The organism is uncultured Kordia sp. (assembly GCF_947496985.1).
In the GTDB taxonomy this organism is placed as follows: domain Bacteria; phylum Bacteroidota; class Bacteroidia; order Flavobacteriales; family Flavobacteriaceae; genus Kordia.
This window is the reverse complement of the sequence record NZ_CANMEZ010000001.1, coordinates 546,529-560,900: the sequence shown is the minus strand read 5'-3', so window position 1 is coordinate 560,900 and position 14,372 is coordinate 546,529. Positions and strand designations below refer to the sequence as shown.

Below are 14,372 nucleotides of genomic sequence, written 5' to 3'. Positions count from 1 at the left end.
GTCGTTTACTCATGAGCAAGTGGATCTATATCTGCATACTAATACTAAATATTTCTTTTGTTTCTGCACAAAATGTAGAAAAAAAGAAGCAAGACTTCACCGTTGGTTTGGTCTTAAGTGGTGGTGGTGCAAAAGGATTAGCACATATTGGAACACTTAAAATTATTGATAGTCTAGGAGTTCGTGTAGATTATATTGGCGGAACAAGCATGGGTGCAATCATTGGTTCATTATATGCTTCTGGTTATTCAGGAAAACAAATAGACTCTATCTTTCGTAAAACAGATTTAGATGTATTAATTCAGGACGAATTGCCACGTTCTGCAAAAACATTCTATGAAAAAGAAGACGCAGAACGCTATGCAATCACTTTACCGTTTGACAATTTCAAAGTAGCCTTTCCTTCCTCTATTTCAAAAGGACAAAATGTATACAATAAGTTAGCACAATTATTATTACATGTAAAAGATGTAAATGATTTCAACAACTTACCAATTCCATTTCTATGTATAGCTTCAGACATTGAAAAAGGAGAGCAAGTTGTGTTGGATAAAGGATATTTGCCAGATGCAATTACAGCAAGTGGCGCGTTTCCATCACTATTTGAACCTATTGAAATGGGCGATCGATTATTGATTGATGGTGGTGTAACGAATAACTATCCAATAGATGAAATCAAAGCAAAAAATCCAGATATAATCATTGGTGTAGATGTGCAAGATGGTTTGGCTGGACGCGAAAAACTAAAGTCTGCGATGGGAATTTTGTCTCAAATCAACAACTTCCGTACGATCAATGACATGAAGCAAAAAAGTAAACAAACAGATGTATACATTCGTCCTAACATAAAAGGATTCAGTGTGATCTCTTTTGATAAAGGAAGTGAATTAATAGAACGAGGAGAAGCAGCTGGTAGAGACAATATAAAAGCATTACAAGAAATTGCTGCAAAGCAAACACAGAAGCCAAATAGAAAACCAATCATTCCGCAAGATTCAATTCGAATAAATTATGTACACTTGCGTGGAAATGATAAGTACACACGTTCATACGTGCGTGGAAAACTACGATTCAAAACGCCAGACACTATTCCGTTCAAAAAATTTACGGAAGGAATCAGTAACCTAGCTGCTACGGGAAACTTTACAGGAATTCGTTACAAGGCGTGGAAAAATGAAGATGGTACGGAAGACATTATTCTTAATCTAAGAGAGAGACCGAGTAACACGTTTTTGCGTTTGGCAGCACATTATGATGATGTTTATAAAACTGGTGGTTTAATCAATGTGACGAAGAAAAATGTATTATTTAACAACGACGTAGCTTCGCTCGATTTTATCATTGGAGATAACATACGATACAATTTTGAATACTATATTGACAAAGGATATTATTGGAGTATTGGGCTAAAATCGCGATTCAATACTTTTGAAAGAGGCGTTGACTTCGATCTAGTAAGTGATGATGAAACAAATCCTGATTTAAATAGAATTGATGTAGAAGTGTCAGACTTTACTAATCAATTATACATACAAACAGTAGTGCGAGAAGAATTTGTATTTGGAATTGGAGCTGAACACAAGCGCTTAAAAATTGCTTCAGAAACCATTAGCGGAGAAAATGAAGAAGAAACCATTTTTGAACGAAGTGACTTCGTAAGTACGTTTGGATTCCTAAAACTAGATACATACGATAACAAATATTTCCCGTCAAAAGGAGTGTTCTTCTCAGGAGATTTTCACTGGTATCTTTTCTCCTCAGACTATAATAAAAATTTTGACTTATTTTCATTGGCAAAAGCAAAATTAGGATATGCAACGCCGTTAATTAACAATATATCTTTAAACATATCAACGGAAGGCGGATTTAAATTAGGAGCGCCAGGGACAAACTCTTTAGATTTTGTGTTAGGCGGTTTTGGGAACAATTACATTAACAATTACACTCCGTTTTTAGGATATGATTTTCTGAGTTTTGCAGGTGATAGTTTTGTAAAAGCATCCTTTGTACTTGATTACAACTTTTATCCAAAACACCATCTAAACTTTAGTGCAAACTATGCCAACGCAGGCGAAAACATATTTGATAATGGAGAATGGTTAAGCAAGCCCGATTTCAATGGATATGCATTTGGATATGGTTTTGAAACCTTCTTTGGGCCATTGCAAGTAAAATACTCTTGGTCGCCAGATGTGGAGAAAGATCAATTGTATTTTAGTGTTGGTTTTTGGTTTTAAGGTGATGATAACAAATTACCAATTCCAACAACTTCGAATTTGAAAATAATACATCTTATATGCTTCTTCACTAACGATGGAATCTCCTTTTTTTAGTTGTATGAATTGTAATTGCTCTTTTTTAAGACTAGCAACTGGAATCCTTTTTTTGCTAAATCCTTTAAAAACTATTTCCAAATAACTAGTTGAAGTAATCTTGCTTTGATCAAAACTAAGTTGTGCTAAACCATCAAAATCTGAATACGTAATATAACAAGATGTACTATCGGCAATCAATTTGGATGCCACAGATGTTAATGAATTTCCTTGTTCATCGGAAACTTTAAAATATAAATAGCTTTTATTTTTAATAGATTTTCCTTCATCTTCAATGTGTGGAATATCTTTATAAACAATTACAGGTGACGACTTCAAAAATTGTTTTGTTTTACACGAAAAAAGAAGAATAATTAAGCAAAAGAAAGAGTATTTATTTGTCATAATCAATAAAAACAGTATCATTATTTCCTTCTATAAAAGAATATACTTCTGCTTCTCCATGTTGAATCCAGAATGTATATAAAGTGTCCTAAACGAGTTCAGAATCGGATAAAATAAAATATGATTCAATATCCTTTTGTGTGTTTTCAATTCTAAAATATCCCTTATCACCTGTATAATCAAACATTTCTTTATAGAACTCAGCTTTTACTTTTATAGCTAAAATGCGTTTGCGAGTTGCTTCATCATAAACATATCCATCAGAATATTTTGGAGTATTATCACAGGATATTAAAAATATAGTACTTGTAAGAATAATTAGATATCTATTTATAACAATGATAAAAGCACATCATTTGTCTAATAACAAGTTGTAATATATAGCATTAAATCATCAAAATAAAAGCCAAAGATGACTTCAATCATAAAAAATCTCCAAATAATTACGATATTTGTGTACAGATGAAAAATAACATCTACTTAAATTTATACAAGTGAAACCTTTTTGGAACGACTTACTAGCACATTTACACTATCTTATCAAGCGAAATCCTGAATAAGAGAGCGTTGTTTTTTTGCTAAATGTGAACACAATTCTTCACATTTTTCTATATCTTATCACATCATTTTTACGATTACAAAAAAATAACAATATGCCTTTCTATCATAAATTAGGAAACATTCCACCTAAAAGACACACGATATTTAGAAAACCAAATGGTGATTTATACTATGAACAACTTTTTGGAACCATCGGTTTTGACGGAATGTCCACAAATAGTTACCACGAACACAGACCAACACAAGTAAAAGAAATACGCAAACAATACAGTGTTGCACCAAAAATTGCAAAAGCAAACAATATACAGTCCTATCGCTTGCGCGGATTCCAAGTAGCGCCCGAGCAAGATTATCTAGACAGTAGAAAAGTAGTTTTAACAAACAGTGATTGTAATATCATTTTGGCAGCGCCCAAAGAATCTACACGTGAGTATTTCTACAAAAATACAGATGCAGACGAACTTATCTTCATTCACAAAGGAACAGGGAAACTGCGCACAATGCTAGGAAACCTCGATTTCAAATATGGAGATTACTTATTAGTGCCGCGCGGAATTATTTATAAATTAGATTTTGATACAGATGATAACAGATTATTCATTGTAGAATCGTATCGACCAATATACACTCCAAAACGTTATAGAAACTGGTTTGGGCAACTCTTAGAGCATTCACCATTCTGCGAACGCGATCTCAGAAGACCTGAAGAATTAGAAACTTATAACGAAAAAGGTGATTTCTTAATCAAGGTGAAAAAACAAGGAGATATCTTTGAAATGATCTATGCAACGCATCCTTTTGATGTTGTTGGATATGATGGTTACAACTATCCATATGCGTTTTCAATTCACGATTTTGAACCAATTACAGGACGAATTCATCAACCACCACCAGTACATCAAACATTTGAAACAGATGCGTTTGTCGTTTGTTCGTTTGTGCCAAGATTGTACGACTATCACCCAGAAAGTATTCCAGCACCTTACAATCATAGTAACATAGATAGTGATGAGGTGTTGTACTATGTTGATGGAGATTTTATGAGTAGAAATGACATTGAAGCAGGACATATTTCGTTGCATCCAGCAGGAATTCCACACGGACCACACCCTGGAGCTGCAGAAAGAAGTATTGGGAAAACAGAAACAGAAGAATTAGCTGTAATGGTAGATACATTCAAACCATTACAAGTGACGGAAGAAGCAATGAAAATTGCCGATGAAGATTATTTCAAATCTTGGTTAGAATAAAAATAGACTGATGACACAACACACAACCAACATTGCAACGCAAATAAGAGCTATGTGGTAATTACGCTTGATTAATTACACAAAAAACTTAAAACAAATTGCGAATGCACTAAAAAAATAAACAGATGGCAGCAGAAATAAAAAACTTAAAAGATTTACAAAATACAGAATACGGACTCAAAAAATTATTTGATGAAGCAGAAGATTTTCTTCCATTATTAGGAACTGACTATGTAGAGTTATATGTAGGGAATGCAAAGCAATCCGCGCATTTCTACAAAACAGCCTTTGGTTTTCAGTCAGAAGCCTATGCAGGTTTAGAAACAGGTTTAACAGACAGAGTTTCATATGTATTAAAGCAAGATAAAATTCGATTGGTTTTAACAACACCTTTAGGAAAAGGTGGAGAAATCAATGAGCATATTGATCTTCACGGAGATGGAGTAAAAGTAGTAGCTCTTTGGGTAGAAGATGCAACAAAAGCTTTTGAAGAAACTACCAAAAGAGGCGCAAAACCATACATGGAGCCTACAAAAGAAGAAGATGAAAATGGGTATGTAGTACGTTCAGGAATTTACACATATGGAGAAACAGTTCATATTTTTGTAGAGCGTAAAAACTACAACGGAATCTTTTTACCAGGCTATAAAAAATGGGAGTCGCACTATAATCCTGAACCAGTTGGATTAAAATTCATTGATCACATGGTAGGAAATGTAGGCTGGGGAGAAATGAAAGAATGGTGCGAATTCTATGCAAAAGTAATGGGCTTTGCGCAAATAATCTCGTTTACGGATGATGACATTTCTACAGACTTTACGGCGTTAATGAGTAAAGTGATGAGTAATGGAAATGGTAGAATTAAATTTCCAATTAACGAACCAGCAGAAGGGAAAAAGAAATCGCAAATTGAAGAATACTTAGATTTTTACAATGGTCCAGGTGTACAGCACATTGCGGTTGCTACAGATAATATTATTGAGACAGTTTCGCAAATGCGCGAAAGAGGCGTTGAGTTCTTATATGTTCCAGAAACATATTATGACGATTTACTTGAAAGAGTCGGAGACATTGATGAAGATGTAGATGAACTTAGAAAACACGGAATCTTAATTGATCGAGATGAAGAAGGGTATTTGCTGCAAATCTTTACAAAAACAATTGTAGATAGACCAACAATGTTCTTTGAAGTAATTCAGCGTAAAGGTGCGCAATCATTTGGAGTAGGAAACTTCAAAGCATTATTTGAAGCTATTGAAAGAGAACAAGCTGCTCGCGGAACTTTATAAAATATAACTATATAAGAATGTATACTGAGTTGAATCGGAGTGTACATTCTTTTTATTTTCTCTCCAAAAATACACAACATGACTAGAGAAGAATTACTAGCTGCCATAGACAAAAAATATTTGGATATGGGACAAGATCCTGATGTACATCTTTCAGGATTATTACATGCAGAGCCTATGAAATACTGGGACTTCATACAATTAGATGCACTCTTAGGATTACAAACGCAGCGTACACAATTGCCCGATGAAATGGTTTTCATCATGTATCATCAAATCAATGAATTGGTTTTTAAGATGATTTTATGGGAAATGCAGCAAATATCACATACGGAAAACATCGAACCTGAAAAATTTGTCATGCATTTAATGCGTATCAGTCGTTATTTTGATATGCTTTCAAATTCATTTGACATTATGGGAGATGGAATGGAAGTAGAGCAATACATGAAATTCCGCGATACATTAACGCCTGCAAGTGGTTTTCAATCAGGTCAATACCGTAAAATTGAAATCGCTTCTACAGAATTAATCAATCTAATTGATTACAGATTTAGAGCTACAATTGATCGCGAAACTCCTTATTTACATGCGTATAACAATATGTATTGGCAAGTTGCTGGAAATGATCATAAAACGGGAAAACGCAGTAAATTGATGGTCAACTTTGATCAGAAATACAAAAAAGAACTCATTGGTTGGATGAAAGAATACAATACAATCAACTTATGGACAAAATTCAAGCAATTACCTAGAGCGTATCAAAGTGATAAAAGTTTAATGAATGCAATGCGTCATTACGATCATACTGTAAACATAAGTTGGGTAATGCATCATTATAATGCTGCAGCGAAATATATAAATTCTGAAAAAGGAAATGCAGAAGCTACAGGTGGAAGCGATTGGCAAAAATATATGCATCCGAAATATCAAAAAAGAATCTTTTTTCCACAACTATGGAGTGAAGAAGAGTTGAAAAATTGGGGAATTACCAATTTAGAAGGCTATAAAACGATAGAATAACCAAAAAAGCAAAACTAAAAATTGCAAAAATGTTGAGTATTTCTTAGTATAATAAAGAAATTGTTGCGTATTTTATAAAAAACATCGATGAAATACCATTTTGAATATAAAAATACTGTTAAAGTAAAATACTGTGCTTGCACAATATGATTCTCATTCTATATTTGCAGTGCAAAAGCGAGTGGTTTCCTTTTGCAACTTTAAGAAGAGAAATTTTCATAATTTAAAGTTTTGGTTGGTTAATAAATAAAAGAAGCTCGATCTCATGATCGGGCTTTTTTTATGCAATACATTCAAATAGAAGGATAATGAATTTTGGGGCTGATATTCAGGTAATTACTGTGGCTTTTGTGATGAAAAATAGTGATTAATCACATAAAATGTTCTATATATATGATATTGTTATTGAGAATTTGTCAATAAAAGTATAAAATCATTGCAGATTCACTAAGGAACATTTTCAAACAACAGCTGTGTGTGTAAAAATACTGTTAAAGTAAAATGCTATGCTTGCATAGTAAATATCTCATTCTATATTTGCAGTGCAAAAGCGAGTGGTTTCCTTTTGCAACTTTAAGAAGAAAAAGTTTTCATAATTTAAAGTTTTGGTTGGTTAATAAATAAAAAAAGTTCGATCCCATGATCGGACTTTTTTTATGGAATATATTTAAGTAAGTAAGCTAAAATAGAATTTTAGTCTGAAATTCAGTTAGTTACTATGCTTTTTATGATACGAAATGGTAATTGATAAGAGAAAACCTTGCGTTTGCACCTTATTGTCATTAAAGACTTCGCAATAAAAAGAAGTAACCATTGAGAATCTACTAAGAAATGTATCTGAACTACAGTTGTGCGTGTAAAAATACTGTTAAAGTAAAATACTATGCTTGCATAACAAGTAACTCGTTCTATATTTGCAGTGCAAAAGCGAGTGGTTTCCTTTTGCGACTTTAAGAAAATAAATTTTTCATAATTTAAAGTTTTGGTTGGTTAATAAAAAAAAGAAGCTCGATCTACGGATCGAGTTTTTTTTGTCTTTTATTTAAATAACAGGAAAGTCCAAATATTCTATATTAAAAAAGGCCACCAAATACATTGATAGCCTTCTTTTCATCATTCAAATTGTTAGTAATAAAAATTAAATCAATGCAACTTATGGAAGTTGTATCGTAGGACAAATACATCTAGTTCGTCCTCCGCCAGTACAACCAGCTGTTGGGCCACAATCGTTTGTAACACCACAACCAGCTTGACATGTATTTGCGCACGTAGCTGCACATGTTGGTGCTTCTGTAGGACAACAAGAATGTCCGTGACATGTAAATGTTCCTCCACCGTTAAGTTGATCTTGTGTTAATTGAGAAATGGTAGACTTGTTGATTCCCAATTTTTGAAATTTTTGTTTTTTCATGATTGATAAAAATTTAAAATAATTCCTACTCTATAAGCTTTTCGGATTCCGCTATGTAAAAAAGAACTGTTCGTAATTTGATGTGTTTGATTGAAATAAAAAATTGACATAGTTAAAACTATGGAATAGTCTTAATTGCTTTTTTATCTTTAATAAATTGCCCAAATATTAAGCTGGGCAATATCTAGATTCTGGACAGATATCTGTTGGGGATATTGTTCCACATAAAACATGACATGTGTTGGCACAAGTATTAGCACAGGTAGCTGCTTCTGTAGGACAACAAGAATGTCCATGACATGTAAATGTTCCTCCACCATTAAGTTGATCTTGTGTTAATTGAGAAATGGTAGACTTGTTGATTCCTAATTTTTGAAATTTTTGTTTTTTCATGATTGATAAATGTTAAAATAATTCCTACTCTATAAGCTTTTCGGATTCCGCTATGTAAAAAAGTAACTGTTCGTAATTTTGATTGATGAGAAAAAAATTATAAATGTTATCTGATATTGTATAGCTATTTTTAGCTGCTGTTTTTTGATATTTTTACTGAATTAGTAAGCTGTTTTTAAAAAGGACACTGATTTGCTGCATTAGCACATTCTGTTGGAAATCCATTTCGTCGTCTATTAAACTCAGCAGAATTTCCAATACCATTGGCAACAGTAAGAATATTAGTTGCTCTTTCAATATTTGTCCAATAAATTCCGCCATTTACATCTGGTTCTCTAAGTAGCAAACCTCTATATGCGATGTATACTTTTTTACTTATTTGGGAACTATTAATATTGTTTCTGTTTAAAAACTGATGATATCTAGTGTTCCATCGTTGATTTGCTTCTGGTGATGTAATAAATCCTTTGGCTAATCCTCCAAAGTTTTCTCTGTTCAATACACCTATCCAATAACTTACAACACTAGCATTTTCAGGGCAACGTTCTAAATATGATAAATACGCAAGTCTTACAACACAATGTTCATCTATATTAGGGTTTGGTATTCTTGGTGGGCTAAAATCTGCAATATTAGGAATGCTTCGTTGGTTTTCTTCAAGATCTTTTGAAATTGCAGTTTCTTCTTGTTCAGAAGTAATTTCATCAGTTTGACAACTTGTAATGTATAATGCACCAACAATCATAGAGAGCACAAGTGCAAAATAGCGAGCTTTAAAAATGAGTTTCTTCATAACATTTAATTTTTTTTTGAATTAGTTCCTACTCTAGTAAGGTTTTTCGGAGACGACCTATCTCGATCAAGACAATTCAAAGTTATGTAGCACTACTAGTCAAAACAAACGAAGTATTTTCAGATTTATAAATTTGTGTATATGGACTATGTTTACACAAAAAAACCACCTACAAAAACTTGCAGATGGTTATTTATTTTAAATATTGTAGTTACTTTTTTATAATAGTTTTTACAGTTTTGCTTTTTCCATGTGTAATTTCAAAGAAATAGATGTCTTTGGGTAAATTTGTGGTAGCAATAGTGTATAAAGCATTCTTATTTTTAATTCCTGAACGCGTAATAGTATGACTGCTTACTTTACCACCATTTTTATTAAAAATAGCAAGTTGTATAGGTTGCTGTTGTGTAGAAATAGGGTTTGTGGTAATATTTGCAAGTTCAATAGTTATATAATCTGTACTTGGATTAGGATATGTAAGTAAGTTAACAGTGCCTGAACCTGTAGTAGAATCAATCGGTGAAGAAGTATAATCACTTGTTTTAAAAGTGAATTCAATCTCAGGTCCAAGTGTTTTAATTCCGGTATCATTTTGTTGATCTTGTTCCGTTTCATACTGAATTAAAGTAATATATACTTTATATTCTGCACCTGTTAGCGGGAAAGTAGAAGGAATTAAATACGGGTAACCAGCAACGATGCCTTGTTCAAATGAAAGTATTTTCTTTTTTACAGGAGGAATAATCACTGGAGCTGTAGTACCATGGCTTGGTGTTCCTACAATTCCATTAGCTGTAATTCCAATATTATATGCTAATCTAAAATAACTATCTCTGAATAAGCTAGATAGATATTCTAGGTTTATTCTTAATTTGAAATCACTAAATTGGTTTATTATTTGATCAGGTGAAGCATGCAAGCGAAACCCTTTTTTAGTTCCTATAGCTCTAGAGTTGTTATCTACGACAATAACTACATCTATGGCATTTTCATTAGTAGAAGCTGGATTAAAACCTTGTGCGTTTGTATATCCTATACATAATAGGAACATCATTGAAAGTGTGAAAATTTTTGAATTCATAACAATTGAGTTTTTAAAAAAAAGCTATCATTTGAAGGTAAAATAGATAGCTTTCTATTAGAGATTAAAAAGAATTATTTTTTTATAATAGTTTTGACTTGAGTTTTCCCTTCATAGGAAAGTTGAACGTAATAGGTGCCGTTTTGTAAATGTGAAGTATCTAAATTATATGAAGCTTTAGTTGCTTCTATGTCAGAATTAGTTACTGTATGCTGACTAACTTTAACACCTTTATCATTAAATATAATTACTTCCAAAGGTGAATTATTAGTAGTGTTAGTTGTATGTTCTATAATAAGATAATCTGTGCTAGGGTTTGGAAATGCTGTTGCCGAAAGCGCTCTTTGGCTTGGCATATCATGCGTTGCATTTAAATAAATTACTTTAGAACGCTCATTAACGGTATAATTTTCATTGCCTTCTAGGTAATCATCAATATTATCATACTTTAATAATTCTATAGTGACTCTGTAATTTTTAGGGTGTATACGGTATATAATTTCTGCTGCATACGGGTATATTCCTATAGGTCTGCGATTATCTCTTTTTTTCTTTTTTACAGGAGGAATAATTACAGGAGCTGTGGTGCCTCTGAATAGAAAACTAGCTGGAAGCCCAGGACTAGCATAAAATACTTCCTCAAATGTACATTTCAGTCTAAAATAAGTAGTGGTAGCTGCTGTTGACTGATATTTAAGATTAATCTTATACGTAATCATATCTTGTGCATGAAATACATTATGATAATCATCGGCAAGTAAACTAAATGTTTGTTCTTGAAGACCATCTTCAACCAAAAGAGTTAAGTCAATTTCATTATCAATACTCGAAACAGGGTCGATATTTTGCGCGTTTATTTTTAACAAAAAAAACAAACATAGTGTAGTAAGTGTGTAAGTTTTTAAATTCATAACAATAGAGTTTTAAGTTATACTCAGTAAAGTATGAATATTTAAATGTTCACTACAAAAGGTAACTGTTCATATTTATAAATTTAAACAAAAAACACGCGTCAATCCTCAATTTTTCGAATATAGTATGATGGGTTTAAGCCAGTTTTGTTTTTAAACTCTTTAATAAAAGTTGTAGCACTTTTGTATCCTATTTCTGTAGAAATTGCATGAATTGTATATGATCTGAATACGGCATCTTCTTTTAATTTTACCAAAACATAGTCAATTCTGAGTTTATTTAAATATTGACTAAAAGATTGCTTTTCGATTGCATTAAGTGCTTTTGATAAATAGGTAGTATTTGTATTGAGTAATTTTGCTGTTTTGTGTAAAGTAGCATCTTGCGCAAGAAAAAAATGTGTGTTTTCCAATTTGTGCAAATTTTCTAAAATTGTTTTTGCCTTTTCATCTTTTATTTTAGAAACCTGAGATACTTTTTTGGTAGTTTCGACGACTTTACTTTTTGAAATATCTTCAATAATTGCCAAAAACGTTTGTTCTTTCTGTTTGGTTTTTCTGTGATATGATAAGAAAATCAATAAGATAATGGAAAGTAAAATAATGGAAACTGTTAAAATGATACTTTTATCAACTTGAGTTTTGGCTTTCTCATCTGAGAGTTTTTCATTTTCAATGGTCATATCTTTTATATCATCCTTTAGCAATAATTCTCGAGCTAATAATTTTTTCTCGCTTATAGCATTAGAAACTTCGTCTCGCTTATCCCGATAAAATAGTTGTTTTTCTTTATTTTCTTGAATATCAGAAATAGCAATAGCCAGTTCATACATTTCTAGAATCTTATCCATATTTATTCTATCTCCAATACGCTCAAAAACGGTATCTAATAATGTAATAGCTTCATCGTATCTCTCTTGCTTAAAGTAGTTTTTTGCTATAAAAAAATCAGCAATGAATTTATTATTCTCCAAATCACTAAAATCATGCAACATTTTCTTTCCTTCTCTCAAAAAACCAAGTGATTTATGATGCTCTTCTTTTTCATAATAAATGTTTCCTAGATTGATATGAAAAAAACCTTCAAACTTTTTATTTTTGATAGAAACGCTAGAGGCAATTCCTTCTTTGCATACCTTTTCAGCTTCTTCCAATCGTCCTAATTCATAAAGACTCACTCCTTTGCCTAAAGTAGCACTCAAATATGTTTCCTTATATTGAAGAAAAACAGCACTGTCTTTCTTTCTTAAAATATCTAAAACCTCATTATAACTTTTCAAAGCCTCTTCAAATTGATATAGCTTTAAACGTGCATTGGCAATATTAGTTAAACATAAAATCTCATATGGCGAATCTTTTATCTGGTTTGACAATGCTTTTGCGTGTAAATATGATTTTAGTGCATCATCATAATTCCCTATTACATATAAAGTACTTCCTAATAAGGAATTACTGGTAATGCTCTTGGTCGTATCTTGTAATTTGTTAGCTAATTTTGTAGATAAATTTCCATAGCGTACAGCTTTAGTATAATCAGATAACAAATAATAAGTGTAAGACATTTGATAGCTAGAAAAATATTGAATATCATAATCTTCCTGTTTTTTCCCTCTTTCTAAAAAAATTCTACAATATGCCAACCCTAAAATGGTATCTTCTTTTTCGTCAAAAGTATCTTGAATGAATTTCTCTATTTTATCAATAGAATCAGATTCTGAAACAAACAATCGCATCTCTTCAGAAACGATAGAGTCATTATCTACTTTTGAGTCTTGTGCAATTGCTGCACTAGATGAAAGTGAAAACACACATAATATCCATAAAAACATTGCTTTAGGTTGAGTGATTTTTGGTGTTTGAATTCTTTTTATCATAGTAGGTTAGATTGTAAGAAGTCGGCTCATTAAGTGTTTAGAAATATACAATATATTATTGAATGTAATATTTGTCATACATTATTTTTTGTAGTTAAAAATACTTTTGCACGAGAAAAACTTAAGAATACTAAAACTATATAACAAGAAATAATAGTTAAAAGACAGCAAAAGTTCAACCCAAAAGGGATTTAATAGCTTTTTTTTGGAATAGTAATTGCGTTACAACAATAAATTAACAAAAAGTAACAAGGATTTTATTATTTTTACAAACCTTTACATCAAACATGAAACGTACATTTACTATACTATTCTTACTGTCATGCATCGCATTGCAAGCACAAAAAAAAGATACCGCATTTAAATCTGGCGAATGGTTCAAATTTAGAATCCATTACGGAATTATAAATGCGAGTTATGCCACACTAGAAGTTAAAGATGAATATCTTAATGGTAAAAGTGTATATCATGTAGTTGGAAAAGGAAAAACTACAGGATTTGCAAGTTGGTTTTTTAAAGTAGATGATAACTACGAAAGCTATTTTGATAAAAAAACAGGAAAACCATACAAATTTATTCGTAAAATTGATGAAGGTGGTCATACCAAAGACATTGAAATAGATTTCAACTACAATAAATCGAAAGCTTTAGTCAATAATAAAAAGCACAATACTAAGAAGGAATACGATATAGAAAAAAATGTGCAAGACATGGTTTCTGCGTTCTATTATTTACGTAATAACTATGATATTTCTGATATAAAAGTTGGAGATGAAATTGTATTGAATATGTTTTTTGACAAGGAAAATTTCAAATTCAAACTAAAATACTTAGGCGAAGAAGTAATACGAACAAAATTTGGAAAAGTTCCCTGTTTAATATTCAGACCTTATGTGCAAGCTGGACGTGTTTTTAAAGAAAACGAAAGTTTAACACTTTGGGTATCAAATGATGAAAACAAAATTCCAATTCGCATCAAAGCAAAGCTAATGGTAGGTTCGTTAAAAGCAGATTTAGATGCTTTTAAAGGATTGAAACACCCTTTCAAAATAAAAGTAGATTAAAAAAA

At 31.7% G+C, this 14,372-nt stretch carries 12 protein-coding genes; 5 read left to right on the top strand and 7 right to left on the bottom strand.

Annotation, left to right across the window (positions count from 1 at the left end):
- Positions 1-11 precede the first annotated feature (11 nt).
- A complete protein-coding gene (locus Q0828_RS02655; RefSeq protein ID WP_298417436.1) occupies positions 12-2,237 on the top strand; it encodes a patatin-like phospholipase family protein in 2,226 nt (741 codons plus the stop codon).
- A gap of 15 nt (positions 2,238-2,252) precedes the next feature.
- On the opposite strand, the gene Q0828_RS02650 is transcribed toward Q0828_RS02655, so the two are convergent.
- Complete coding sequence (locus Q0828_RS02650; RefSeq protein ID WP_298417435.1) at positions 2,253-2,651, bottom strand: hypothetical protein; 399 nt, start codon at positions 2,649-2,651, stop codon at positions 2,253-2,255.
- A gap of 719 nt (positions 2,652-3,370) precedes the next feature.
- Between Q0828_RS02650 and Q0828_RS02645 the strand changes: the two genes are divergently transcribed.
- The 3 genes from Q0828_RS02645 to Q0828_RS02635 all read left to right on the top strand — a co-directional run bounded on the left by Q0828_RS02645 (position 3,371) and on the right by Q0828_RS02635 (position 6,840).
- Positions 3,371-4,528: a homogentisate 1,2-dioxygenase gene (locus Q0828_RS02645; RefSeq protein WP_298417433.1), complete on the top strand. Its 1,158-nt coding sequence runs from the start codon at positions 3,371-3,373 to the stop codon at positions 4,526-4,528.
- 125 nt (positions 4,529-4,653) lie between these two features.
- Positions 4,654-5,817, top strand: coding sequence for a 4-hydroxyphenylpyruvate dioxygenase (gene hppD / locus Q0828_RS02640; protein WP_298417432.1), 1,164 nt, complete (start codon positions 4,654-4,656; stop codon positions 5,815-5,817).
- 78 nt (positions 5,818-5,895) lie between these two features.
- Positions 5,896-6,840: a tryptophan 2,3-dioxygenase family protein gene (locus Q0828_RS02635; RefSeq protein ID WP_298417430.1), complete on the top strand. Its 945-nt coding sequence runs from the start codon at positions 5,896-5,898 to the stop codon at positions 6,838-6,840.
- Between the two features lie 1,153 nt (positions 6,841-7,993).
- Here the strand turns inward: Q0828_RS02635 and Q0828_RS02630 are convergent.
- The 6 genes from Q0828_RS02630 to Q0828_RS02605 form a co-directional block, all read right to left on the bottom strand.
- Entirely contained in the window at positions 7,994-8,251 is a 258-nt protein-coding gene (locus Q0828_RS02630) for a class I lanthipeptide (RefSeq protein ID WP_298417428.1), read from the bottom strand.
- 168 nt (positions 8,252-8,419) lie between these two features.
- Positions 8,420-8,644, bottom strand: coding sequence for a class I lanthipeptide (locus Q0828_RS02625; protein WP_298417426.1), 225 nt, complete (start codon positions 8,642-8,644; stop codon positions 8,420-8,422).
- Positions 8,645-8,819: 175 nt separating this feature from the next.
- On the bottom strand, positions 8,820-9,437 hold the full coding sequence (locus tag Q0828_RS02620; protein ID WP_298417424.1) for a hypothetical protein: 618 nt from the start codon (positions 9,435-9,437) through the stop codon (positions 8,820-8,822).
- A gap of 211 nt (positions 9,438-9,648) precedes the next feature.
- On the bottom strand, positions 9,649-10,518 hold the full coding sequence (locus Q0828_RS02615; RefSeq protein ID WP_298417422.1) for a T9SS type A sorting domain-containing protein: 870 nt from the start codon (positions 10,516-10,518) through the stop codon (positions 9,649-9,651).
- A gap of 74 nt (positions 10,519-10,592) precedes the next feature.
- Entirely contained in the window at positions 10,593-11,429 is an 837-nt protein-coding gene (locus tag Q0828_RS02610; RefSeq protein ID WP_298417420.1) for a T9SS type A sorting domain-containing protein, read from the bottom strand.
- A gap of 101 nt (positions 11,430-11,530) precedes the next feature.
- Positions 11,531-13,303, bottom strand: a complete 1,773-nt coding sequence (locus tag Q0828_RS02605; RefSeq protein WP_298417418.1) for a tetratricopeptide repeat protein — start codon at positions 13,301-13,303, stop codon at positions 11,531-11,533.
- A gap of 287 nt (positions 13,304-13,590) precedes the next feature.
- Here Q0828_RS02605 and Q0828_RS02600 point away from each other — a divergent pair, with 287 nt between their 5' ends.
- Positions 13,591-14,367, top strand: coding sequence for a DUF3108 domain-containing protein (locus Q0828_RS02600; protein ID WP_298417417.1), 777 nt, complete (start codon positions 13,591-13,593; stop codon positions 14,365-14,367).
- Positions 14,368-14,372 lie beyond the last annotated feature (5 nt).

What these genes read in the sequence shown, in the direction of transcription:
- Q0828_RS02655 (WP_298417436.1), top strand. Translation starts at nt 12, where the DNA reads ATGAGCAAGTGGATCTATATCTGCATACTAATACTAAATATTTCTTTT.
- Q0828_RS02645 (WP_298417433.1), top strand. Translation starts at nt 3,371, where the DNA reads ATGCCTTTCTATCATAAATTAGGAAACATTCCACCTAAAAGACACACG.
- hppD (WP_298417432.1), top strand. Translation starts at nt 4,654, where the DNA reads ATGGCAGCAGAAATAAAAAACTTAAAAGATTTACAAAATACAGAATAC.
- Q0828_RS02635 (WP_298417430.1), top strand. Translation starts at nt 5,896, where the DNA reads ATGACTAGAGAAGAATTACTAGCTGCCATAGACAAAAAATATTTGGAT.
- Q0828_RS02630 (WP_298417428.1), bottom strand. Translation starts at nt 8,251, where the DNA reads ATGAAAAAACAAAAATTTCAAAAATTGGGAATCAACAAGTCTACCATT.
- Q0828_RS02625 (WP_298417426.1), bottom strand. Translation starts at nt 8,644, where the DNA reads ATGAAAAAACAAAAATTTCAAAAATTAGGAATCAACAAGTCTACCATT.
- Q0828_RS02620 (WP_298417424.1), bottom strand. Translation starts at nt 9,437, where the DNA reads ATGAAGAAACTCATTTTTAAAGCTCGCTATTTTGCACTTGTGCTCTCT.
- Q0828_RS02615 (WP_298417422.1), bottom strand. Translation starts at nt 10,518, where the DNA reads ATGAATTCAAAAATTTTCACACTTTCAATGATGTTCCTATTATGTATA.
- Q0828_RS02610 (WP_298417420.1), bottom strand. Translation starts at nt 11,429, where the DNA reads ATGAATTTAAAAACTTACACACTTACTACACTATGTTTGTTTTTTTTG.
- Q0828_RS02605 (WP_298417418.1), bottom strand. Translation starts at nt 13,303, where the DNA reads ATGATAAAAAGAATTCAAACACCAAAAATCACTCAACCTAAAGCAATG.
- Q0828_RS02600 (WP_298417417.1), top strand. Translation starts at nt 13,591, where the DNA reads ATGAAACGTACATTTACTATACTATTCTTACTGTCATGCATCGCATTG.